A 22,865-nucleotide genomic window follows, 5' to 3' on the forward strand; every position below is an offset into this window, starting at 1 on the left:
GACCGTAGATACTGGCAAACACCGTGCTGTGCGCATCACCGGTCTTGTAGTCGCTAAACCGGGACGGAAGGGCACTACCCAGCACACGAATGCGTCGCCGCCGAACTGGCCCCTTCGCGATCTGAGCTCACGCAGTCCCAGACGGGCCGGGAACTTCCCTCCTAGACTGGCGGGTCGGTAGGCAGGACCCCGGAAAGGTGAGGCAACGAGCTCGTGGGGCTTGAGGACGTCGAAGCGCTGCACGACTTGGTCGGCGGAGTCGAGCTATCGGGGGACAAACTTGTCAGAAGCTTCTATAGCCGCTGGTTCGCCATCGACCCCTCCGTCGGCGATCTCTTCCCCGCCGACATGTCATCGCAACGCGAGCATTTCCGTCAGGCACTGCAGTTCGTGCTCTGGGAGATGGCGGCGTACCGCACCGAGGGCCTGGTCAATTTCCTGGCCCAGCTAGGTCGCGATCATCGGAAGTTCGGGGCCACCGACAGCCAGTACGGCACCATGCGGCAGGCCCTGCTCGACACCACACGTGAGGTGCTGCAACCGATTTGGGATCAACGGATGGAGGCCACCGCCACCGAGGTCTACACGGTGATGATCGAGGTGATGCGCAGCGCAGCGGCCTCCGATAGTGGCCAGCCTTGGTGGGACGGGAAAGTCATCGAATACCACCGAACCTCAAGAGATCTCGCCTTGATCCGGCTGAAGCTCAACGCGCCGATGAACTACCACTGCGGGCAGTACGTTCATGTGCAGGTGCCGCAGAGCCCGCGGAACTGGCGCTATCTCAGCTTGGCGATTCCACCGGATCCCGAGGGCTACATCGAATTTCACGTCAAGGCGGTACCCGGCGGCCTCGTCAGCGGCGATATGGTCAACAAGACCAAGGTGGGCGACACCTGGCGGATCTCGCCTCCGCTCGGCGCGCTGTCAGTGAACCGCGACGGTGGAGACGTACTGATGGTGGCGGGCAGCACCGGTATCGCACCGCTGCGGTGCCTCATCATGGAGCTGTCCCAATGGGCCGAGAATCCACGGGTCCACCTGTTCTATGGGGCACGCTATCCGCAGGAACTCTATGACCTGTGGACTCTGTGGCACATCGCCTCGATGAATCCGTGGCTGTCGGTCACACCGGTCACCGAGTACCCACGAAACCCGGACTGGGCCAATGAATACCACGATCCGACGCCGCCCCGCGGCCTCCATGTCCGGCAGACAGGGCTGCTCTCCGAGGTAGTGACCGCCTACGGGGGTTGGGGTGATCGCCAGATTCTGCTCGGCGGCTCGGCATCGATGATCCAGGCCACCAAGGAGGCCCTGGTCTCAAAAGGGGCCGACGCCTCCAGAATTCAGCACGACCCGGTCTAGCGTTGCTGACGCGGCTGCCAGACGACGACAGCGGTGCTCTTGGGGATGATCGCGACCTCGCGACCCGATGTCGCCGCGCGCAGCTGGGCTACCTCGGCCGCCAATTCGGACACCTTGGCCTGCAACGCCTCAACCTGGTTGGTCAGTTCGATAACCCGTTTGATACCAGCAAGATTGACGCCCTCGTCCTGCGACAGTCGCTGCACTTCGCGCAGCAGATCCACGTCACGCTGCGAGTAGCGCCGCCCTCCGCCACTCGTGCGTTCGGGGCTGACCAGCCCAAGCCGGTCGTAGGTGCGCAGGGTCTGCGCGTGCATTCCGGCGAGCTCGGCGGCCACCGAGATCAGGAAGGTGCGAGCGCCGCGCTCAGGCTGGCGGCGGGGCGTCATCGCGCACCCGCCCAGCCAGCCCGCGGATCGAATCCACTCGCCTTTTCGGCCACCTGGTAGCGCTGCAATGCCTCCAGCGCACTGTCCTCCAGCTTCGAGGGCACCGCGACCTTGACGGTGACCAGCAGATCGCCGTTACCGCCCGCCCGCTTCGGGATACCGCGCCCACGCACCCGCAGGATGCGCCCGTCGGACGTGCCCGCAGGCACCTTCACCCCGACACGGCCCTCCAATGTCGGCACGGAAACCGTCGCGCCCAAAGCCAATTCGGTGAAACTCACCGGAACGGTGAGAGTCAAATCGTCCCCGTCGCGGCTGAAGACCTTGTCGGGCCGCACATGTACGGTCACATACAGGTCGCCGGAAGGAGCGCCGCGCAGACCGGCCTCACCCTGCCCGGCCAGCCGAATACGTTGCCCGTCGTCGACTCCCGGCGGAATCCGCACGGTGATGGTGCGGGTTCGGGTGGTCACCCCGGTGCCCTCGCAGTCCGTGCAGGGGTTCTCGATGATCGAGCCTGTACCGCGGCAATCGGTGCAGGGTTCGGAGAATCCGAAGGCGCCCTGGTTGCGATTGATGACCCCGCTGCCGTTGCACGCACCGCAGACCTTCGGGCTGGTGCCGGGGCGAGCTCCGCTGCCGTGGCAGGTGGTGCATGGCGCCGGACTGGTGAGCCGCAGCGGAACCGACACACCCTTGGAGGCCTCGACGAAGTCGAGCTGCGTTTCGGTCTCCAGATCGTTTCCGCGGCGCGGACGGCTGGCGCGCGGCTGCGCGCGCTGCCCGAACAGTCCACCGAACAAGTCGCCGATGCCGCCTCCACCGGAGGTGTCGGCATTGCCGAAGAGGTCGTTCAGGTTGAACTCGGCGCTGTTACTGCCACCGCCAAAGCCACCGCCGCCGCCAAATCCGTTGTCGCCAAATCGCCGTCCGAAACCGCCACCGGCGAAGAGCCGACGGGTCTCGTCGTACTCCTTGCGCTTGGCCGTATCCGACAGCACATCCTTGGCCTCGCTGACGGCCTTGTAGCGATCTTCGGCGGCCTGGTTGCCCGGGTTGCGGTCCGGGTGATTTTCGGCCAGCAGCTTGCGCGCGGCCTTCTTGATCTCGTCTTGGGTCGCGGTGGAGGAGACGCCGAGCTCCTTGTAGAAGTCCTTCTCGACCCATTCACGTTGCGTCACCCGACATCACCTCCTTCGCGTCCATCGGTCGTGCTGTGCAGTTCTTACTCTGATTCTGTCTTGGATTGTGTTTCGGCACCCGCCGTTTCGGGCTGATCCTGCGCCGTGTCGCCGCTTTCGGGCGTGGCCGGATCTTTCGGACTGCCGTCGGTTACCACGACCATCGCGGTCCGAAGTACCCGATCACCCATCTGGTAGCCCTTGCGCAGTACCGCAGCCAGTACGGGGTGGCCGTCCTGGCCATCGTGCTGAACCGCCTCGTGCAGCGAGGGATCGAAGTCGTCCCCCTCGGCACCGAATGTCACCAACCCCAGCCCTTCAAAAGCTGCGGTCAGCTTGTCCGAAACACTGCGCAGCGGACCTGATTCCAGGTCGCCGTGCTCCCGCGCGCGGTCGAGGTCATCGAGCACGCCCAGCAGCTGAGTGACCACGGATGCCTTGGCCGAATCGATGACGGCCTGCCGATCCCGTTCCACCCGCTTGCGGTAGTTGGCGAAGTCGGCATGCGCACGCTGCAGGTCGGCCGTCAGTTCGGCCACCTTGGCATCCGCATCCGATTCACCCTCGGAGGCCGCGGCCCCGGGTGCCGAAGCACCCGGTTCCGCTGCGGCAGCCTGCTTTTCGGGGTTGGATGTCGCCGACCCCGCGGCTCCGGCCGCCTTTGCCTCCTCGCGAACCGCGCCGGTGTTGGGATCGATCCGACGCTTATCGGTAACGGTCACCGGTTCGCGTTCTTCATCCCGATCTTGCCCACCTGACGGGGTCACTTGCTGTCCTTCTCCTCGTCAACGACCTCGGCATCCACGACATCGCTATCGGCAGCGCCAGCGCCACCTTCAGCACCGGCACCCTCGGCCTGAGCCTTGGCGGCCGCGGATTCGTAGATGGCCTGACCCAGCGCCTGTGACTGCTCGCCGAGCTTCTCCATGGCCTCCTTGATGGCGCCGATATCGGTGCCTTCCAGCGCCTTCTTGGCATCGGCGATGGCGTCGTCGACCTTGCCGAGAGTCTCGTCGGAGACGACCTTCTCGGCGCCTTCGGCGGGCTCACGCTGCTCCTTGACGAACTTCTCCGTCTGGTAGACCAGCGACTCTGCCTGGTTGCGGACATCCGCCTCTTCGCGACGCTTCTTGTCCTCGTCGGCGTGCGCCTCGGCGTCCTTGATCATCCGGTCGATCTCTTCCTTGGAAAGGCCGGAGCCTTCCTGGATCTTGATCGTGTTCTCCTTGCCGGTGCCCTTGTCCTTCGCGGTCACGTGCACGATGCCGTTGGCATCGATGTCGAAGGTGACCTCGATCTGCGGCACACCGCGCGGGGCCGGCGGGATGCCGGTCAGCTCGAAGGAGCCCAGGAGCTTGTTGTGCGAAGCGATTTCGCGCTCACCCTGATACACCTGGATCTGCACCGACGGCTGGTTGTCGTCCGCCGTGGTGAAGGTCTCCGACCGCTTGGTGGGGATGGTGGTGTTGCGCTCGATCAGCTTGGTCATCACGCCGCCCTTGGTCTCGATACCGAGGGACAGCGGGGTGACATCCAGCAGCAGAACGTCTTTCACCTCGCCCTTGAGCACACCGGCCTGCAGCGCGGCACCCACGGCGACAACCTCATCGGGGTTGACGCCCTTGTTGGGCTCCTTGCCGCCGGTCAGTTCCTTGACCAGATCGGTGACCGCGGGCATGCGGGTGGAACCACCCACCAGCACCACGTGGTCGATATCGGCCACGGAAACACCCGCGTCCTTGATGACCGACTGGAACGGCTTACGCGTACGGTCCAGCAGATCCTGAGTGATCTTCTGGAACTCGGCCCGCGTCAGCTGCTCGTCGAGGAACAGCGGGTTCTTGTCCGCGTCCACGGTGATGTACGGCAGGTTGATCGAGGTGCTCTGGCTCGAGCTCAGCTCGATCTTGGCCTTCTCGGCAGCCTCGCGCAGACGCTGCAGAGCCATCTTGTCCTTGGTCAGGTCGATACCGGCACTGGCCTTGAACTTGTCGACGAGCCAGGTCACCACGCGCTCGTCCCAGTCGTCACCACCGAGGTGGTTGTCACCGGAGGTCGCCCGGACCTCGACGACGCCGTCGCCGATTTCCAGCAGCGACACATCGAAGGTGCCACCACCGAGGTCGAAGACCAGGATGGTCTGTTCCTTCTCGCCCTTGTCCAGGCCGTAGGCCAGCGCGGCCGCTGTCGGCTCGTTGACGATGCGCAGCACGTTCAGGCCGGCGATCTGGCCGGCTTCCTTGGTGGCCTGACGCTGAGCGTCATTGAAGTACGCCGGCACGGTAATGACGGCATCCTCGATGTCCTCACCCAGGTAGGCCTCGGCGTCGCGCTTCAGCTTCTGCAGCGTGCGGGCGCTGATTTCCTGGGGGGTGTAGTTCTTTCCGTCGATTTCGACGGACCAATCGGTGCCCATATGCCGCTTGACCGAACGGATCGTCCGGTCGACGTTGGTCACCGCCTGGTTCTTCGCAGGCTGCCCGACCAACACCTCGCCATTGCGTGCGAACGCAACGACAGACGGGGTGGTACGAGAGCCTTCCGAGTTCGCGACAACTACCGGGTCGCCGCCTTCGAGGACGGCGACAACGGAGTTGGTGGTCCCGAGGTCGATTCCGACCGCACGAGCCATAGTTCATTCCTCCTGTTGGTTACCTCAATGCCTTCAGTGAGATCCGCTCAAGTTTGCCTCGTCCGGATCTTTTCGTCAAGCCATAGTTGAGCCTACATGACTCAAGTTCGACATACAGCTCAACGGACCACCGCGCATATTTGTTCCCACGGCTCCGAGCTGGGGTTTTGCTCACCCCGCCGCAACCGATTTCCTGGTCCCGCCGCATGCGCGGGCGCAGACTAAGGCCATGGACACCGCCGTCGACGAGATCGCAGATGGCATCTTCCGGTTCTCCACCTGGGTCCCGGATATCACCGAGCATGGCTTCACCTTCAACCAGTTTCTGCTGACCGGCGACCAACCGTTCCTCTTTCACACCGGCCAGAAGTTCCTGTATCCGAATGTTTCGCAGGCAGTATCACGCGTCATTGCCCTGGAGGCACTGCGCTGGATCTCGTTCGGTCATGTCGAGGCAGACGAATGCGGCTCCACAAACCAGTTCCTCGCCGCGGCCCCGCACGCCGAGGTCATCCATAGCCCGTTGGCGTGCATGCTCTCGCTCAACGACATGTGCGACCGGCCACCCGTCGCCGTGGGTGAGGAACCTCATGACATCGGTGGGCACCGGCTGAAGTTCCTGGCCACTCCGCATATCCCCCACAACTGGGAGGCCGGGCTCTGGTTCGACGACATCAGCGCGACGCTGTTCTGCGGAGACCTGTTCACCCACACCGGGCAGGGTCCCGCGCTCACCGAATCCGATTGCGTGGCGCCGGCCTTAGCGGCCGAGGGACTCTTCCACGCGACCGGCCTGACCACCACGCTGACGCCGACACTCGATCAGCTCGCCGCCCTGGATCCGACCACGCTCGCCATCATGCACGGATCGTCGTACGCGGGTGACGGAGCCGCGCAGCTGCGTTCCCTGCGGGACGAATACGCGGAACTCGCGGAGCGCGGGTAGCTCAGCGCCCCCTCCGGACGGCGTACGAACTCGCCGCCGCGACAACCACGATCAGCGCGATGCCGCCCACCAGCGGCCATACCCCGGTGTCGTCGACCACACTCACCAGCCAGGTCTGCACCTCGCTCGCGGCATTGATCACCGGATCGTCGGCACTCCCGTCACCGAAGTTCAGCCGAATCTCGTAATAGCCGTAATAGGTGACGTACAGCCCGGTCAAGAGCACGATCGCTCCGGCGATGCGCCCCACATAGGGCAGGATCTTGCGCATCGTGGTCTGTACCGAATTTCCCAGCAGCGCAACGGCTAATGCCGCGACGCCGACGGTCACGGCCATACCCGCACCGTAGGCGATGAAGGCCAGCACTCCCGAGACGATGGCTCCCTGTTTGAAGGTGGTGCTGATGACCGCCAGAAACGGCCCCACCGTGCAGGACAGTGATGCCACCGCGTAGGTGAGCCCGTAGCCATACATCGAGAGCAGCGAGGCGGTCGGCGCCCCACCGGACACTCTGGGCAGCATGACGGTGAGCTCTCGCCCGGACAGCAGCCAGATCGACAGCGCCACAAGCGCAATACCGATCACCACCGTCGCGAAGGGCATGTACCGACCGGCCGACGCGACCACCGGAGAGATGACAAGCCCAAAGATCCCGAACACAGTCAGGAACCCGGCGGCCATCGCCACGGTCGCGGTCGCCGCCCGGCCCACCGCGGTCAGCCTCGAGGTCGTGCCGTCGCTACCGGCTATCACCAGTCCGAGATAACCCGGGAGAAACGCGAAGCCGCACGGATTGAGCGCGGCCACCAGGCCCGCGCCCAGCGCGAAAGTGAGTGCTGCGGTATCAATCACGTCGGTAGCGCAGCCTCAGTGCAGCTGCCCGATCCTCTTGTCGAGCTCGGATCCCGAGAGCGGGCTCTTGACCACCTCGGCCTGGCCTTCAGACCCCAAAAATGCGAAGGCCGGCTGGTGGGTGACGTCGTAGAGGGCCCACACCTTGGCGTCGGTGTCCGCCAACTGAACAAAGGTGAGGCCGTACTTGGTCACGAAATCGCGCATCGCGGACACCTGGTCTTGTGCGGCCACACCCACAAAAGTGACATCCGGATGCGCGATGGCTGCCTTCTGCAGATCGGGGGCTTCCTTCTGACACGTCGGGCACCATGGCGCCCAGAACCACAGCACCGCCTTCTTTCCGGTCAGGCTGGTGCCCGCGAAGTCGGCCCCGTCGATGGTCTTGGCGGTGAAGTTCAGCAATCGTGAGGACTGCGACGACGACGAGCCAGCCGTGGACGTGTCGTTCTTGCCGGCCCCGGAGCAACCGGTCAGCCCGATACCCAAAGCCAGTACCGCGATAGCCGAAACCGCAACGCGTGATATCACTTTCCCTCGTTTCGCCGCATTCTCGTCAACTCACGCTCATCTCGCTCACCCACCGTAACCATCGACGCAACGCGCCCGCGCTCGGGTATGCGGCCTTACGTACGCTGGCAGTCATGGACTTCCGGGTATTCGTTGAACCGCAGCAGGGCGCCACCTACTCCGATCAGCTGCGCGTGGCACAAGCCGCCGAGCAGCTGGGGTTCACCGCGTTCTTCCGGTCCGATCACTACCTGGCGATGGGCGGTGCCGACGGGCTGCCCGGACCCACCGACGCATGGGTGACACTTGGGGCCATCGCCCGGGAGACCACCACCATTCGGCTGGGCACCCTGGTCACCTCGGCCACCTTCCGGCATCCGGGACCACTCGCCATCACCGTCGCGCAGGTCGACGAGATGAGCAGCGGCCGAGTCGATTTCGGCCTAGGCGCGGGGTGGTTCAGCGAGGAACACGAAGCATACGCGATTCCCTTCCCGCCGTTGGGCGAGCGGTTTGATCGGCTCGAAGAACAGCTCGACATCCTCACCGGACTATGGACCACACCCACCGGCGACACCTATTCCTATGCGGGCAAGCACTACACGGTGACCGACTCCCCCGGGCTCCCCAAACCGGTGCAGGAACCGCATCCGCCCATCGTCATCGGCGGCCTCGGGGTCAAGCGCACTCCGGCTCTCGCCGCTCGATTCGCCGCCGAGTTCAACCTGCCCTTTCAGCCTGTCGACATCATCACCGATCGGTATGCGCGAGTGGCACAGGCGGTGGAGGCCGCTGGACGGCCCGCCGATTCGATGATCTACTCGGCGGCCTTCGCGGTCTGCATCGGCGACACGGATGCAGACGTCGCCCGCCGCGCGGCGAATGTCGGCCGCGAGGTGGACGAGATCACCGAGAACAGCCCGCTCGCGGGCACACCCGATGCCGTGGTGGACAAGCTGGGCGCCTACGTCGACGCCGGTGTTCAGCGGGTCTATGTCCAGCTGCTGGACATGCAGGATCTCGATCACCTGGAGTTCTTCGCCTCGACAGTGATCCCGCAATTTGGCTGACTTTCTGAGTTAGGCTCCGCACCTGATGAGTGAGCACGAGACACCGAACGCTCCCGACGACGACGAGAGCTACTTCTCCGGGTTGATCGAGGAGAGCGAGAAGCCGACGCCCTGGTACCGAACCGGACCGGCCATTGTGGGCACCATCGCCGCGATCATCGCCATCGTCGCGGTGCTTATGACGATCGTGTTGTCTACGGATAAGCGTGTGGTCAACGACAACACGCCGTTGACGTCGACAACGCCCAGCACCACCACCGAACCCTCCGCAGAGTCCTCGACGACCGTCCCCACCACGGCCGCGCCGTCGTCGGAACCGGTGGCGCCCGCACCGACGTCCGAATCCACGTACTACGAGCCCCCGCCGGCCTCAGAGTCGCCGACGTATCGGTACGAAGCACCCTCAATTCCGTCACCACCGGCCATTCCACCGATCCCGGCGATACCTCCAATTCCCCAGATTCCGGCTATCCCGCAAATCCCCGGGCTTTAAGGAAGTTGGGTTACGCTCCGCACCATGTCTTATCCGGAGCCGCCAGAAGACCCGACGATATACAACGAGCATTACCACGATCAGGGGCCTGACCAGCCCAATCCTTGGTACAAACAGCCGGCAGTGCTCATCGCGCTGGCGGGCGCGGGCGTGGCCGTCATCGCCGTAATCGCCGCGCTGGTGATCACCAGTAGCGACAAGCCAGCCCCGGCCGGGAGCACCTCATCCGTCTCGTCCACCACAAGCTCCACACCCGCAGGTTCCGGCGGCGGCCACGAGGGCCATGGCGGTCACGGCGGGAACACTGGCGGCGACAATTCGACGGTGACCGAGACTCAAACGGTGTCGGAGTCGCCCACCAGCCAGGACACGACGACGACCGAGCCGACGACCACGACAACGACCACCACGACCGAGCCGACAACCACCACGACTCAACCGACGACGACGACTACCCCGCCGACGACCACCACTGGCCGGTCAGTAGTCATCCCGATTCCCGGTGGCGGCAATGTTCAAGTACCCGTTGGGGGTCAGTGAGCCACCCGCATGCCGGGCGGACCAGAAATCCCGCCGGGCGGCCCGGACAGACCATGATGGGTCTGTCCGGGACTGCTCGGAGAGTTCTCTTTCCACAAATGCCCTGCCGCGCATAGCGCGATCACGAACGACAGCACACCGATCGGAATGGCCCAGATACGCCGCGTATCGAGCTTGGCCGCGCATTGGTCGTGGTAGTTCGTCGACTGGTTCGTGGCGGAGCTCATCTTGTCCAGCTCCGCGGTCCGGGTAAGCCGGGGCCCGACGGGCATACCGCATGTCACCGACTGCGATCCGCCGCCCGTATCAACCTGAATCGACACCGGTGTCAACAACACAGCCATCGCGATGATCGTCGCGATACCGCATACGCCTGAAAGGACTCCGCGTCCGTGCATACCCCGGACGCTACGCCGTCAAGGGCACGCGTTGATGGTGATTCGGTATCCGAAGCGACAAAAAATGGACGCAAATTTCAGCAGGCGGTGCTCTTGGCGGTCCGGCAGATCGGGGCTGCCACGCTGCGCAGAACCTGCTGGTCGTCGGCGTCGACCCAGGGCGAAACGACGGCACCCGTGATGGCGTTTGTCACGGTCAGTTCGGCCACCGTTCCGGTGCCCGGCGGCTCCACGACGTACAGCCGGTATTGCGGTTGCTTGCCGCCCTGGGCCGGCAGGGTCACGGTGGCCGCATGCCCATTGGGTAGGTCGGCGACCGTCACCTGAGCGCCGACGGCGTTGAAGCAATGATCCAACCTGGCGCGCAGGGACCGATAGACGGTCGACGCATACTGATCGGTGAGCGCGGTGTCGCCAGGCCAGTGCGCGATCACCTGAACCGCCGTCCACCCGGACTCGTCGGAACTCACCGACGACGACGCTGATTCGGGCGATTGCGGCAGACTCTCTCCCAGCGAGAAGCAGAGATTCGCCGACCAGAAGGCAGGACGGTCAACCGAGGTTGCGTTGCGCGCCAAGGAACCCCAGTGCGAGACGTGGTCCATCGGAATGTCCCGCGGATTGGTCCACACGGTGTCGGGCACGGGCTTCGGATCCGCGGCCGCCGGAACCGCGGTACCCACGCAGGCAATCACGGCCATCGCCGAAACCGCCCACAGCCACCCGCGCATCGTCACAGGAAATCCCGCCCTAGCAGGAGCCCTTGCACAACGGCTGCGCGAGCGCGCGCAGAACCGTCGCATCATCGACGGGCTTCCACGGCGAGGGCTCACGACCCGTGCGGGGCACCGTGACCGCGAGCTCCGAAACGGTGCCCGACTCCGGCGGAACCACGTTGTAGATATGCACCTCGCTGGTGGGGTTGTCACGGTCCTTGCCCACCAGCAGGGTCGCCGCGAAGCCGTACCACGAAGGCGCAGGACGCAAGTCGACGCTGATGACTTCGCCGACTCCCGGGCAGTAGTTGAGCTGAGACCGAATACCGCTCTGGAAGGCCGCGGCCCCGCCCGTGTTTCCTTCGGGCCACTGCCCCGCCGCCTGCACGACGGACGCCGCGGTGCCCGACGCGGTCTGCGTAGCGATGGCCGACGCCGGCGGCAGCACGTCAGCCGACGTGGTGCCACAGAGCCGCATGCTGAGGAAAGCCGCCCTGCCCGTTGCGGTCGGGTTGGCCGCTGACCAGTGATATTCGCCGTTCATGGGAATCTCGCCGGGGCTGATCCACACACTGGCGGGCACAGGCCTGGATACGGGCCCGGCCGGATTGGGTGTGGGCTCGGCCGCTGCCGTCGCCGTGCTGAATCCCGCCACGAGGACCCCGGTCGCGGCGAACAGACGCATCATCATCTGCTCAGTATGCCGGGCGCTCGTGCGTAGACAACTGGGTGAGTATGCCTTCGGCACTGCGGACCGCGGCCAGACACAGCCGGCTGGTGAACGGATCGTTGAGCGGATACTCGGCCCGCACCCGCCAGCGTGCCACCGCATCAAGGGCGGCACGCCGCGGATCTGGGCGCGTCTCGTCCAGACCCAATCGGGCAGCGGCATCCGTGCCGGACGCCCCCAACAGTCTGCGAATGAGCACCGTCTCGTGTTCGGTGAGTGTGGTGGTCCGCGAGGAGAGCTCTGCCAGCAGCCGCAGTTCGTCGAAGGCGTGCGTGTCGGCGAGCAGCGGGTCGATGTCGTCGATGACCTGGCGCCCACCCTGGACCGGGTGAGCGGTCAGTACCTGGCGAGCCGACAGCAGCGCGGTGTGCGATTTGAGGATGCCCGCGCGCTGACCGAATTGGTTGGCGATGATGTTGTGCAGTTCCACCAGTCCGCTGCGTTCGAGGAGTTCAACGGCCAGTCCGGTCGCATCGGCGACTCCGACCCGGATGACGGCGACCGAGATCCGGATACCGAACATGCCGAATCGATGGAGCAGCGCGGCCCGGGTCTGCGCGTCGACCGGCAGCGAATCGTCCTCGCGCACAAATCTGTCCACCGACAGCAGGGCCTTGGCCAGCATCTGCGGATCCACTTCGGCCAGTTTCTGTAGCGCGACGAACTCGGCCTGTCGCAGCGTGCGCGCGGTCAGCGCCAGCAGACCCGCGACCGGCACCACGGCCTGACAGATCCCGGTGCGTTCCATCTCCCCGGCGAACCGGGCGGCCACCTCACGCGCGGACAACATCGCATCGAGCCGGCCCACCCCGATCTCGTCGGCACGCGAGACGACACCAACCACCGCGACAGCACCGCCAGCCTCGCCGCCGACCAGCTTGCCGATCTGGGTCAGCAGACCGATATCGGCGGCGTTGAGGCTGCGCAGCAGAAAGATCACCGCATCGACCCGTGGCACACCGTCTTCGGGCACCAGCAGCGCCAGACTGCGTTCGGAGACATCGGTGGACAGCGACGACGTCCCCGGGGTGTCTATCAGGGTGATCTCATTCAATTCCGGTGCGGGCCAATGGACATCAAGGTCGGACACCGATGCCGGGTCAAGCCGGTCGAGCTCGAAGGAAAGGCCGCCGTCACGACGAATCGGAATGTCCTGGCGTGCACCGCTGAACAGATTGGCAGTGACCTGCGGGGCGGCGCCGTGGCGAAACCAAGCCACGATCCGGGTGGCCTCCGTGGCGTCCGTAGGTGCGATGTCTTCTCCGACGAGCGCATTCACCAGCGTTGACTTACCGGCGTTGAGGGTTCCCGCGATGGCGACCCGGAGCGGTTCGTCGAGCCTGGCGGCGATGCGCCGGAGTTCCTCATGCGGCTCGGCGACCCGCGCGTACCGCGGATCGCCCTGGTAGGCGCGCATCGCATCACCGAGGATGACGCGAGCCAGATCGACGCTGCTCATGTGGATGGCCGCAGCCCTTCCAGTCCCCCAAGATGGGTGTTGACCTGACGAAGGATATGCAACTGGCGCTCCACCTCGCGGGTGCGCGCATCGCGATCCTCTGCCTCCAGCCGTGCCGACGCGATGGCGGCCTGCAGCGACTCGTTGAGTGAGCGCGTGGTCTGATTCGCGATGTCGCGGAAATGATCCCGAAGCTGACGCTGTACCAGCCGTAGCCGGTCCCGCGACTCCTTGAGTACCACAAAGGACACATCGTCGAGGAAACGGCGGACATTGGTCTTGGCCTCACCCCGGATGCGCAGCATCCGATTCTCCATGTCCTCGTTGTAGGTCTTCTTTCCCAGCATCGCACCGGCACCCAGCGAGATCAGGTTGAACATGCCAAGCCCGGCGACGGTGGTCAGCATGCCGAACATGATGACGCCACCGTAAGACCCGCGCAGTCCGGTGATCGCCTTGTGCCCCAGTTTGATCGGCTTGGCCTCCAGCTTCGACAGCGAGTTCAAGTCGCTCAGATCGGCGCCCATCTCGCTGGCCCGCAGGCGCGGCATCTTCACCGAGTCCATGCCGGCGGTGGCGAAGGTCTCGGCTACCTGGGCAGCCAGGTGCATCGCCCGCTGGTGCGCCCAGACGAAGTTGTTTCCCACTGAATTGGCCACGGCTTGTTCGAGTTTGGCGCCGACCTCGGCCCAGTTCTTGGTGGGGTCGGTGCGGTCGATTACCTCTTCTGTCCGCTGCAGGATGCGCCGGAATCGTGATTGCAGATCATGTTCGACATCGGTCGACACGTCGGTGATGCCATCGCCGAGAACCTGCTGCCACAGCGCGGTGTGGGCCAGCGCTTCCTCGGCTTCACGCTTGCGCCGTTCCAGATCCGAGGTGAGCTCATCGCGGCTCTGCGGGTCCTGCAATGCGCTGAGTTCGGCATCCAGAGTAAGTGTGAGATGTTCGGCTGCCGAGCCGATCTCGGCCACGGCCTGCTGCCGCGTGTTGGCTTGCTGGTCTGCGATGGCATTGCTCAGGAAGGTGACCAACGCGGGGAAGTTCGACTCCGCGTTGAGCTCCTTGTCGTTGAGCTGCAACGCGTGCGAGCGCAGCGCCGACGACACCGTGATGGCGGGAACGGTAACCTTGGCGCGCTGCAGATGTACGGAGTTGGCGGCCACCACTGACCGCCAGTGCGGGTACAGATCGGTCTTGGTGTTGACGATCGCCGCGACGGGGCACAGGTCGAGCGCCTGCTGGATGAAAACCAGTTCTGGTTCGGTGAATTCGGAGCTGAGATCGCTGACCATGAGCATGACATCGGCATCCGGCAACAGCCCGAGGGTGCTCGACAGGTGCGGCTGACCGAATCCGCCGACACCAGGCGTATCCACCAGGCAAAGACCACTTTTGAGCATCGGACTGGCGACCTTGACTTCCACCCGCAGCACCTCGCGGCCCTGGGCCTGCGGTGCCCGCTTGAGGTCCTTGCCGATATCGGCGACCGGAATCGGGATGATCTCGGGCTCTCCGGCCAGCCCACCGCCGTCGTACTGTTCAGCGGGAGCCACCACCAAGGCGGCCGAGGGTTGCTCACCGTAGCTGATAACGGTTGTCACCGAGGTGGTTTCGTCATCACCCACGCGCGCGACCGGCATGTTGAGCAGCGAGTTCACCAGCTGACTCTTACCCTGCTTGAGTTGTCCGGCCACCACCACCCGTAGCGGACGGTCCACGAGAAGTTGGTCCACCCGGTCCAGGCGATCGATCAGGTCGCCCCGATCGTTCTCGCCCGCGATCTTGCGCACATGCCCCAGCAGCTCGTTGACGAGCGCCAGCTGCTGCTGGCCGTCCTGTGCAGTGTCCGACACGGTTCCCTAACCCTTCTCGCTGGAAATTCTTCATTACTGTGCCATTTCTTGGGGCCGGCACAGTTCGATCCGGCATCCACGCCGATGCCCCGCACCAGTACTGGTGCGGGGCATCGCGCCCGGGGACTAGTGGTGCTCGGTTCCCGGAAGGGTGGTGTGGTCGGCGGCCGACGCGTGACCCTGGGCCTGCGCCTGGGCCTCGAATCCGGTGCCGGCCGCGCCATGCGAGCCCAGCGAGGAGTTGAACGACTCGTTCATCGAGGAGCTGTGTGATGCGTTGAGCGGGCTGCTCAGCGAGTCGTTGATGGCGCTGCTGTGCGAGTTGCTCACCGCGGCGCTGCTGGATGCGGAGTGCGAGGTGTTCAGCGAGTCGTTGATCGCGTTGGTGTGCGAGTTGCTCACCGAGGTGCCGGTGTGCGCCTGGTTGTTGGACGCGATGTCCGTGTTCACCTTGTTGTGCGACGCGATATCGGTGTTGGTGCTGGTGCTCGTCTGGTTGTGCGAGCCGATATCCGTCTGCGTCTTCACCTGGTTGTGCGAGGCGATATCGGTGTGGGTGGTGTTACCCGAGCCGATGTTCGTCGAGCGATCGGTGTTGAACGAATCGTTGATGTTGGTGGTGTTGCGCTGCGAGTGATCATCGACGACGGTCACGCTCTTGTCGATGCCGGCCGAGCCGTGCCCACTGACGTTGGTGTAGTCGCCGCCGACCCGAGTCTGGCTCTGGTCCACACCGACCTTGCTGCCGTGGTCGGCGTTGATGATGTTGCTATCGCGCACATCGCCGTTGACCGCGGTGGAGCCCTTGCCGGAGGCGATGGGTCCGGAGTTGCTTCCACCCACGGCCACCGCACCGTCGCCGATGGCGTTGGTGTCGCGGTTACCGAACTGCAGGTCGCCGAAGCTCAGGTCCAGCAGCGGACCGCGGTTGAAGCTGTCCACGTTCCCGCTCGGGCTCATGACCTGGTTGCCGCTCGCGATGGGGTTGTGGCTCGCGAACTCGGTGTCGTTGTGGCTCATGAAGTCGTTGTTGCGGGGGCTGAAGTTGTCCCGAGGGCTCAGCAGTGACGGCGACAGGATGCTCGGGGCATCGGGCTGCGCGGCGTAGTAGTTCTGCAGGTTGCCCGACAGGTCGTTCATCGGGTTGCCGGTGTTGACCCACTGTGACTGGTAGCCGTAGTTGGAGGCCACCGATTCGGCGACGACCGGCATGACCGCACCCACCTGTGCGGCGGTGACGGCCGACAGCCCGGCGTTGGCCAGCGAGGTCTGCGGGTCGGCGACGTAGCTTGCGGCCTGCACCGGATCGCGGAAGAGGTTGAGGATGAAGTCGATGATGGACATTTGAGGTCTCCTTGAGGGATCGGAGTCAACCGGGTCTGTCCGGTCGAACTGAATACAAACCTACGAACCTGCAAGTGCCCTGAAAACGGGAGAACTTCCCCTTCTCCGCCGATCCCCCACGGGGGTTCGTGACCGTCCCCATTAGGGGATTAGGGGATGCCTAGGGGCAGGGTGCGTCGGCCACCCTCCGCCGACACGAGCACCCGCTTCTCACTGCCAACATTGAGCGGCGGCAGCCCTCTGAACAGGGGAGATACTGTAATTACTATCCAACTTAGTAATTATCTACTATCTTTCCTAGTAGATAATTACTAAGTTGGATAGTAGGTCGAAAGAGGGAAACTGTGCGGCGAAGCGACAACCGTCAGCGTGATATCTGGATCGCCGGGATCTTGGGGGTCGTGATCATCGGGCTGGCCACGTACCTGTTCTTCGATCACAGCAGCGCGAGCACCGCGTCGGTCGACTCACCCGCGGCCACCAACCACCACAACAGCCTGGCTCGGCTGCACGCGAATGATCCGATGGCGCTTGGCCCTGTCGATGCGCCGGTGGTGCTGATCATCTACTCGGATTACCGCTGCCCCTTCTGCGCGAAGTTCAGCCGGGACACCGAACCACAACTCGTCGAGCGTTACGTCAAGACCGGGAAACTGCGGATCGAATGGCGCGATCTCCCGATCTTCGGCACACAATCGGTGCAGGCCGCCAAGGCCGGTCGAGCAGCAGCTGAACAAGGCAAGTTCTGGGAGTTCAACCGGACTGTGTATCGGCATGCGCCGGATCGCGGCCATGCCGAACTGACCGACACCGTCCTTCTCGAACGGGCTCGCGAAGCTGGAGTTCCAGATCTGCCCCGCTTCCAGGCAGCGCTCGCGGGCGATCGGCTGCTGCCCGCAGTGCAACAAGATATCCAGGAAGCAGTCGCGATCGGCGCGTCCTCTACGCCCGTGTTCGTGATCAACGACAAGCCCGTGGTCGGTGCGCAGCCCGTGGACGTCTTCGTATCGGTCATCGAGCAGGCTCAGCGGTGATCGATGTCGGAATCCTCGGCGCACTGCTCGGTGGGGTTCTGACGCTGGTCAGCCCATGCTCAGCGATGCTCCTGCCGTCGTTCTTCGCGTACTCCTTCGACCGAGCCGGACTGCTCCTGCGCAGGACCGCGCTCTTCTACCTGGGGATGCTGACGGTGCTGGTGCCATTAGGCGCGGGAGTGGGCGCGGTCGGCGCGCTACTTACCGAATACCGCTCCCGGGTGACAACGGCCGGAGGCCTGCTGATGATCGCACTCGGCGTGGCGATCATCGCCGGGTTCGGCTTCCGCATCGGCCCGGCCGCGCGCGCGGCGGCTCGCCTCGATCTGTCCTCGGGCCTGTCAGTCCTGATGCTCGGCACCGTGTACGCGCTCGCGGGATTCTGCTCCGGGCCGATACTCGGAAGCGTGTTGACAGTGGCCGCTATCGGCTCCAGCCCGATCTATGGCGCCCTGCTGATGTCGCTGTACTCACTGGGAATGGCAGCGCCCTTGTTCGTACTGGCATTCGCTTGGGGGCGGTTGGGGCTGTCGAACCGACGGTGGGTCCGTGGCAGCGAGATCCGAATCAGACGGTTCCGGACTCACTCCACCAACCTCGTCTCCGGCGGGATGTTCCTCCTGATCGGGGTATTTTTCGTTGCCACCGACGGGACGGCCGCACTGGGCGGGATCACCGGCAGCGATACTCAGTTCGACATCCAGGCGCGGCTGCAAGATCTCACCGCGCACCTGCCTAACGCTGCCGTGGCGCTCGGGATCGCCTGTACCGCATTCGTAGTAGTCCTGATACGTCTGCTGCGTCCCCGCGCCACTGCGGCGAGCGGCACCCGAAAGCGCAGTGACAGAACGAGGGAGGACGCCGATGACCGCGCCTAGACAGAAGGAGACGGCTGGTGCGTGACATGTTCGGCCTCGGCGAGCGGGAGGCGACGATCATGGAGGTGTTGTGGTCCGTGTCCGAGCCAGCGACCGTCCGTGATGTCCTGGATCGGCTGGACCGCCCCCTGGCATACACGACAGTCATGACGGTCCTCGACAACCTCCACAACAAGGGGCATGTCACGCGCGAGAAGGTCGGGCGGGCGTTCCGCTACCGAGCGGCCGAAACGCGCGAAGCTGCCGCGGCGCGCATGGTCCGGGAAGTCTTGGCCGCCAGCGGTGACGCCGAAGGGGTGCTCTTGCACTTCGCCGGATCTGCCTCACCCGAGGAATCCACGGTGCTGCGCAGGATCCTCCGCCGAGGTGGCCTGACATGACCATAGCCCTGGTGTTGATGACAAGTGCCGCCCTCATTGGTGTCGCAGGACCGGCCTGCCTACGACCGACCGTGCGTCCTACATTGCTGCCCGCCGCCGTGCTGGCGGCATGGCTCGGAGCCCTGATGGCCTTCCTTGTACTCACGGCGCTGTCCGCGATGTTGCTGCTCTTTCCTCACATACTGGACACCAGGGGTGTCACGACGCTCGTGGGCGGGTGCCTGAGCGGATCCATCCCGCACTCATCCTTCGGAACCCTTGTTCAGCTGGGGATCTCGCTGCTACCCCTGACCATCCTGGCGCGGGTCGCGGTCGTGGCGATTCGGAGCCTGCGGGCCGCGCGCCGGCACCGCGCCCGTCACTTCTGGATGCTGCGAGCGGCAACGTGTCACTCCGGGCAAGTCCATTGGATCGACGATCCCCGGCCGATCGCCTACAGCCTCGGTGGCGCTCGGCCAGCGGTGATAGCCACTCACGGCATCCGCCGCCTCGGCGAACAGCAGTGCGCGGCAGTGATCGAACACGAGTTGGCACATATCCGCGGCAGACACCACGTGGCCGTGCTGTGTGCCGATATCGCCGCGGTGGCACTTCCGATGCTGCCGTTGATGCGCCGCGCACCGGGAATGGTCAGGCTGATGGTGGAGCTGGCGGCCGACGATGCTGCGGCGCGGGCGCACGGGCCACGTACTGTGCGCGCCGCACTCCTGGCGATGAGTAAGTCAGGCGTGGCGATGCGTGGCGCTTTGAACATGTCCAGCGAGTCGGTGGCGGTGCGGCTCATATGGCTGCGGGCCCAGGGAGCGGCCACCCGCACACCGAGAGGGCGGGGGCGGCTAACGCTCGGCTTCGCATTGCTTCCGACAACCCTCGCGGGCGCCGCCCTGGTCGTGCTGTTCAGGGCGTACTGCACGTTCTGACACTCCGCGGCGCGGCACTGCGCCTATCGGATCAACGAGGAGAATCCATGAACATCCGGCGCGTCGGCCCGACCGCGCGATGGGTCATTCCCACGGGCGCCCGCCTCGTGTTCGGAGTCATCTTCCTCTTGGAGGGAACCCAGAAGATCTTTGGTTGGTGGAGCGGATCGCCCACCGGTTCCGGACACCCCGAGCCTTTCCTCAACTGGCCGTACTGGTGGGCGGGCGTGTTCGAGTTGACACTCGGCGTCCTGCTGACGGTGGGACTGTGGACACGCGTGTCCGCAATCCTCGCGGCGGGAATGATGGCCTACGCATATTTCTTCGAGCACCTACCGGTGCATTGGGAACCCATGCAAAACGGCGGGGCCTTCGCCGCCACGTTCTGCTGGGGGTTCCTGCTCCTGGCGCTCGCGGCGGACGACGCCCGGCTCTCGCTCGACCGCGTGCTGGTGCGGCGCGCCCCGCGCTAGAACTGGTCGATTCCGGGATTGTGATCGGTTCCGGGGTGATGCCCAAGATCTCCGTGGTCGAAGAACGGATCCTGCAGACCCGCATCGCCGGAACCGCCGGCCCCCAGTTCGGACCCGAGATGCGCAGGCTCGAACCCCGCCGCGTCCACTCCCGACGGAGCGTGCAACGGAGCCTGGAACTGGTCGATCGCAGCGACCGCACTGCCGGCCGACGGACTGAATTGGTCGGAGACGGTGATCGCGTCCTGACGAATGGCCTGGTCCGATACCGCACTGGTCGCGGCATGCAGACCCGCATCCAGGCTCGGGTCATGCGTTGGCGCGGTGAACGGTGAATCGAACGCCTCGAAGGCACTGGTCGCCGCGCCACTTGCCCAGATGTTGTCGGCTGGAATCGCCGTATGCACCGCATGCGTCAGATCGGCTGCCGCCGGGTTCGCGGCGAACTGCGAGGCCTGTGTTCCCAGAGCGGCCGGTATCGACTCGCTGACCACCGGGATCAGCGCGGAGACATCTGCGGGCTGGACTCCGTCCAGGTGGGCGTCGGCAATGACTTGTTCGGGATTGGCCGCGTATTGCGCAGCCATGTCCTGGTCACGGACCAGCGCCATGACGAAATCCAACAGGTTATTGCCCATGTCTGCGATGGTAGGAGCCACCCTGAGCCCCGGCTACGGGGCACGACCCGTTTCCCATCAACACCCATTGGGGGACGCGCGTTAGGGGATGTGTCGTCATTAGGGGATGTGACGACCGTCATCCCCTACTGTTGGGCTGCGGGGTGAAACACCACAGCGCCGCAATACGAACGGATAGGTATGGCCAACGCACTGGGACTGTCGATCGGCGCCACTCAACTGGTCGCGACAGCCGACGACCCGCAGAGCCAACCCGTCGTGCGCAGTTCGATCCTCACCCTGCATGAGGACAGTCCGCCCGAGGTGGGAGTTCCCAGCCATCCAGGATTGACGCTCACCGGATTCGTCGGCAGGGTCGGCGACCCCGTCGGCATCGTGGCGGCGGACGGATCGGTTCACCGGGCCGAATGGGCACTCACCGAGGCGATGCGCGTATTGATCGCCGACGCGGCCTCTGCTGCCGAATTCACCGCGCCTCCCGTGCTATCCGCCTCGGTCCCCGCCCATTGGAGCCCACAGACGGTCAGCACGCTGCGGGACGCGATCGACCGCGTTCCCGCCCTCGCTCCGGGCGGGCGGCAGCTGAAGTTGATCCCCGATGCGCGCGCCGCCCTCGAATCGCTGGCGGCCGGACCCGGGGTACCCGACCGCGGCGTCGTGGTGGTGTGCGATCTCGGCGGCTCGGGCAGCAGCATCACCCTCGCTGACGCGGCCCGCGGATTCCAGCAGATCGGGCAGACCGTCCGATTCGCCGAGTTCTCCGGTCAGCAGATCGACCAGATGCTGCTGACGCAGGTGCTCACGGATCTGAATCAGGATCCCGAGAGCACCACATCGGTGGGCGCGCTGACGAGGCTGCGCGAGCAGTGCCGTTTGGCCAAGGAGCGGCTCTCCGGCGAGACCGCAACCGCGGTGCCGGTCGAGCTTCCCGGGGTTACCACGGATGTCCGGCTCACTCGCGCCGAGCTTGAAGACCATCTGCGTGGACCGTTGTCCAACCTGATCAAGGCCATCCAGGACACCGTGGAACGCAACGGGATTCATCCGGCGAATATCAACGCTGTCGCATCGGTGGGCGGCGGTGCCAGCATTCCTCTTGTCACCCAACAGCTTTCCGAGCGGATGCGGGTACCGGTCATCACCGGACCGCAGCCGCAGCTCGCGGCCGCGCGCGGTGTGGCCCTGCTTGCCACCCGGCCCGATCTGCCCCCGCAGGACGCCACCGCGATGCGGCCGGTCGAGCAACCGCCGGGCGACGCCACCATGATGCGCCCGGCGCCGTCCGGCACCGGAACCTTCGCCGCTCCGGTGGCCGCGGCCGCCAACGAAACACCGGAATTGGCCTGGTCTCAAGATGATTCAGCCCCCGACCTCGCACCGCTGCAAGAGACGGGCTACCAGAGCGGGTACGACACCGGATACACCGTCGACCTCGACGATGAGTACCACGGCCCCATCGAACCCACTACCGCCCGCCCCGAGCTTCAGTTCAGTCATGAACCGTATGCCGCCGACGATGACTACGACGACTACCCACCGCTGCCGTGGTATCGCCGCCCTCTGGTGTGGTTCATCGCGGCGGCCGCTGTGGCCGGTATCGCCTTCACCGGAATGATGGTGTCCTTGACCAGCAATGAATCACCGGCTCCGGCCCCGACGACACCCAGTGTGAGCGTGGTGCCGAGCACGGGTGATGCCCCGCCCGAGCCACCTCCGTCACCAGAGCCTCCCCCACCGCCGCAGACCCACACCGTGACGCAGTCGGTGCAACCACCACCGCCATCGCCGGAGCCTCCTCCACCGCCACCGCCCACCACCACAACGACGACCACGACGACGACACCACCGACCACCACCACAACAACGACAACAACGACCACCACCACGACACCACCGACGACCACTACCCAGCCGACGACTACGACGACGCAGCCCGTCTCTACGTCGACACCACGCCCGGCGATCACGATCCCGGGCTTGCCCCCGATCCCGATCGGTCCGCGCAACTGAACGCCCCTCGGGACAACGGGCTCTCCGGGGCGTTCGACGGAATCGCC

General features: G+C 65.0%; 24 protein-coding genes. 11 read left to right on the plus strand and 13 right to left on the minus strand.

What is annotated here, in order from left to right:
* The first annotated feature begins 213 nt into the window (after window positions 1-213).
* Window positions 214-1,368: an FAD-binding oxidoreductase gene (locus B4400_RS05485; protein WP_078307506.1), complete on the plus strand. Its 1,155-nt coding sequence runs from the start codon at window positions 214-216 to the stop codon at window positions 1,366-1,368.
* Here B4400_RS05485 and B4400_RS05490 read toward each other — a convergent pair.
* Genes B4400_RS05490 through dnaK form a run of 4 tightly spaced genes read right to left on the minus strand, consistent with a single transcriptional unit; the run spans window position 1,365 to window position 5,570 of the window.
* The gene (locus tag B4400_RS05490; protein WP_078307503.1) at window positions 1,365-1,757 is read right to left on the minus strand and encodes a heat shock protein transcriptional repressor HspR; all 393 of its coding nucleotides are present in this window, start codon (window positions 1,755-1,757) and stop codon (window positions 1,365-1,367) included. The two genes, B4400_RS05485 and B4400_RS05490, sit on opposite strands and share 4 nt — an antisense overlap.
* The gene (dnaJ, locus tag B4400_RS05495) at window positions 1,754-2,938 is read right to left on the minus strand and encodes a molecular chaperone DnaJ (RefSeq protein WP_078307501.1); all 1,185 of its coding nucleotides are present in this window, start codon (window positions 2,936-2,938) and stop codon (window positions 1,754-1,756) included. Before dnaJ ends, B4400_RS05490 begins: the two co-directional genes overlap by 4 nt.
* A 44-nt stretch (window positions 2,939-2,982) precedes the next feature.
* The gene (gene grpE, locus B4400_RS05500) at window positions 2,983-3,705 is read right to left on the minus strand and encodes a nucleotide exchange factor GrpE (protein WP_078307498.1); all 723 of its coding nucleotides are present in this window, start codon (window positions 3,703-3,705) and stop codon (window positions 2,983-2,985) included.
* Window positions 3,702-5,570, minus strand: coding sequence for a molecular chaperone DnaK (gene dnaK, locus B4400_RS05505; RefSeq protein ID WP_078307496.1), 1,869 nt, complete (start codon window positions 5,568-5,570; stop codon window positions 3,702-3,704). The genes grpE and dnaK overlap by 4 nt, the downstream gene beginning before the upstream one ends.
* 229 nt (window positions 5,571-5,799) lie before the next feature.
* On the opposite strand from dnaK, the gene B4400_RS05510 reads away from it, so the two are divergent.
* Window positions 5,800-6,516 (plus strand): oxygen-binding di-iron domain-containing protein, encoded by a 717-nt coding sequence (locus B4400_RS05510; RefSeq protein ID WP_078307495.1) that lies wholly within the window; start codon window positions 5,800-5,802, stop codon window positions 6,514-6,516.
* Between the two features lies 1 nt (window position 6,517).
* Here B4400_RS05510 and B4400_RS05515 read toward each other — a convergent pair whose 3' ends face one another.
* Window positions 6,518-7,369 (minus strand): cytochrome c biogenesis CcdA family protein, encoded by an 852-nt coding sequence (locus B4400_RS05515; protein WP_078307493.1) that lies wholly within the window; start codon window positions 7,367-7,369, stop codon window positions 6,518-6,520.
* A gap of 15 nt (window positions 7,370-7,384) precedes the next feature.
* Window positions 7,385-7,900 carry a redoxin domain-containing protein gene (locus B4400_RS05520; protein ID WP_078307491.1) on the minus strand — a complete coding sequence of 172 codons (516 nt, stop codon included), beginning with the start codon at window positions 7,898-7,900 and terminating at the stop codon, window positions 7,385-7,387.
* 113 nt (window positions 7,901-8,013) lie between these two features.
* On the opposite strand from B4400_RS05520, the gene B4400_RS05525 reads away from it, so the two are divergent.
* The 3 genes from B4400_RS05525 to B4400_RS05535 are packed head-to-tail and all read left to right on the plus strand — an operon-like array spanning window position 8,014 to window position 9,982.
* Window positions 8,014-8,949: an LLM class F420-dependent oxidoreductase gene (locus B4400_RS05525; protein WP_078307489.1), complete on the plus strand. Its 936-nt coding sequence runs from the start codon at window positions 8,014-8,016 to the stop codon at window positions 8,947-8,949.
* Window positions 8,950-8,974: 25 nt separating this feature from the next.
* Window positions 8,975-9,442: a hypothetical protein gene (locus B4400_RS05530; RefSeq protein ID WP_078307487.1), complete on the plus strand. Its 468-nt coding sequence runs from the start codon at window positions 8,975-8,977 to the stop codon at window positions 9,440-9,442.
* Window positions 9,443-9,499: 57 nt separating this feature from the next.
* Window positions 9,500-9,982: a hypothetical protein gene (locus B4400_RS05535; RefSeq protein ID WP_078307654.1), complete on the plus strand. Its 483-nt coding sequence runs from the start codon at window positions 9,500-9,502 to the stop codon at window positions 9,980-9,982.
* Here the strand turns inward: B4400_RS05535 and B4400_RS05540 are convergent.
* The 6 genes from B4400_RS05540 to B4400_RS05565 form a co-directional block, all read right to left on the minus strand.
* Entirely contained in the window at window positions 9,976-10,380 is a 405-nt protein-coding gene (locus tag B4400_RS05540; protein WP_078307485.1) for a hypothetical protein, read from the minus strand. The two genes, B4400_RS05535 and B4400_RS05540, sit on opposite strands and share 7 nt — an antisense overlap.
* Window positions 10,381-10,457: 77 nt before the next feature.
* Window positions 10,458-11,111, minus strand: coding sequence for a hypothetical protein (locus tag B4400_RS05545; RefSeq protein ID WP_078307651.1), 654 nt, complete (start codon window positions 11,109-11,111; stop codon window positions 10,458-10,460).
* A 19-nt stretch (window positions 11,112-11,130) separates the two neighbouring features.
* Window positions 11,131-11,787, minus strand: a complete 657-nt coding sequence (locus tag B4400_RS05550) for a hypothetical protein (protein ID WP_078307483.1) — start codon at window positions 11,785-11,787, stop codon at window positions 11,131-11,133.
* Window positions 11,788-11,791: 4 nt separating this feature from the next.
* On the minus strand, window positions 11,792-13,285 hold the full coding sequence (locus B4400_RS05555) for a dynamin family protein (protein ID WP_078307481.1): 1,494 nt from the start codon (window positions 13,283-13,285) through the stop codon (window positions 11,792-11,794).
* Window positions 13,282-15,141, minus strand: coding sequence for a dynamin family protein (locus tag B4400_RS05560; protein WP_078307479.1), 1,860 nt, complete (start codon window positions 15,139-15,141; stop codon window positions 13,282-13,284). Before B4400_RS05560 ends, B4400_RS05555 begins: the two co-directional genes overlap by 4 nt.
* Window positions 15,142-15,267: 126 nt before the next feature.
* On the minus strand, window positions 15,268-16,485 hold the full coding sequence (locus B4400_RS05565; protein ID WP_078307477.1) for an IniB N-terminal domain-containing protein: 1,218 nt from the start codon (window positions 16,483-16,485) through the stop codon (window positions 15,268-15,270).
* A 344-nt stretch (window positions 16,486-16,829) separates the two neighbouring features.
* Between B4400_RS05565 and B4400_RS05570 the strand changes: the two genes are divergently transcribed.
* The 5 genes from B4400_RS05570 to B4400_RS05590 are packed head-to-tail and all read left to right on the plus strand — an operon-like array spanning window position 16,830 to window position 20,170.
* Window positions 16,830-17,519 carry a DsbA family protein gene (locus B4400_RS05570; RefSeq protein ID WP_078307474.1) on the plus strand — a complete coding sequence of 230 codons (690 nt, stop codon included), beginning with the start codon at window positions 16,830-16,832 and terminating at the stop codon, window positions 17,517-17,519.
* Window positions 17,516-18,397: a cytochrome c biogenesis CcdA family protein gene (locus tag B4400_RS05575; RefSeq protein ID WP_078307472.1), complete on the plus strand. Its 882-nt coding sequence runs from the start codon at window positions 17,516-17,518 to the stop codon at window positions 18,395-18,397. Before B4400_RS05570 ends, B4400_RS05575 begins: the two co-directional genes overlap by 4 nt.
* 17 nt (window positions 18,398-18,414) lie before the next feature.
* The gene (locus B4400_RS05580; RefSeq protein WP_139360138.1) at window positions 18,415-18,777 is read left to right on the plus strand and encodes a BlaI/MecI/CopY family transcriptional regulator; all 363 of its coding nucleotides are present in this window, start codon (window positions 18,415-18,417) and stop codon (window positions 18,775-18,777) included.
* Window positions 18,774-19,697 (plus strand): M56 family metallopeptidase, encoded by a 924-nt coding sequence (locus B4400_RS05585; protein ID WP_078307470.1) that lies wholly within the window; start codon window positions 18,774-18,776, stop codon window positions 19,695-19,697. The genes B4400_RS05580 and B4400_RS05585 overlap by 4 nt, the downstream gene beginning before the upstream one ends.
* 47 nt (window positions 19,698-19,744) lie before the next feature.
* Window positions 19,745-20,170 (plus strand): DoxX family protein, encoded by a 426-nt coding sequence (locus tag B4400_RS05590; protein ID WP_078307468.1) that lies wholly within the window; start codon window positions 19,745-19,747, stop codon window positions 20,168-20,170.
* Here the strand turns inward: B4400_RS05590 and B4400_RS05595 are convergent.
* Entirely contained in the window at window positions 20,167-20,808 is a 642-nt protein-coding gene (locus B4400_RS05595; RefSeq protein ID WP_078307644.1) for an Rv0340 family IniB-related protein, read from the minus strand. The two genes, B4400_RS05590 and B4400_RS05595, sit on opposite strands and share 4 nt — an antisense overlap.
* A gap of 180 nt (window positions 20,809-20,988) precedes the next feature.
* Here B4400_RS05595 and B4400_RS05600 point away from each other — a divergent pair, with 180 nt between their 5' ends.
* Entirely contained in the window at window positions 20,989-22,818 is a 1,830-nt protein-coding gene (locus B4400_RS05600) for an Hsp70 family protein (RefSeq protein ID WP_078307466.1), read from the plus strand.
* Window positions 22,819-22,865 lie beyond the last annotated feature (47 nt).

It is taken from the genome of Mycobacterium sp. D16Q13 (assembly GCF_002013375.1).
Taxonomy (GTDB): domain Bacteria; phylum Actinomycetota; class Actinomycetes; order Mycobacteriales; family Mycobacteriaceae; genus Mycobacterium.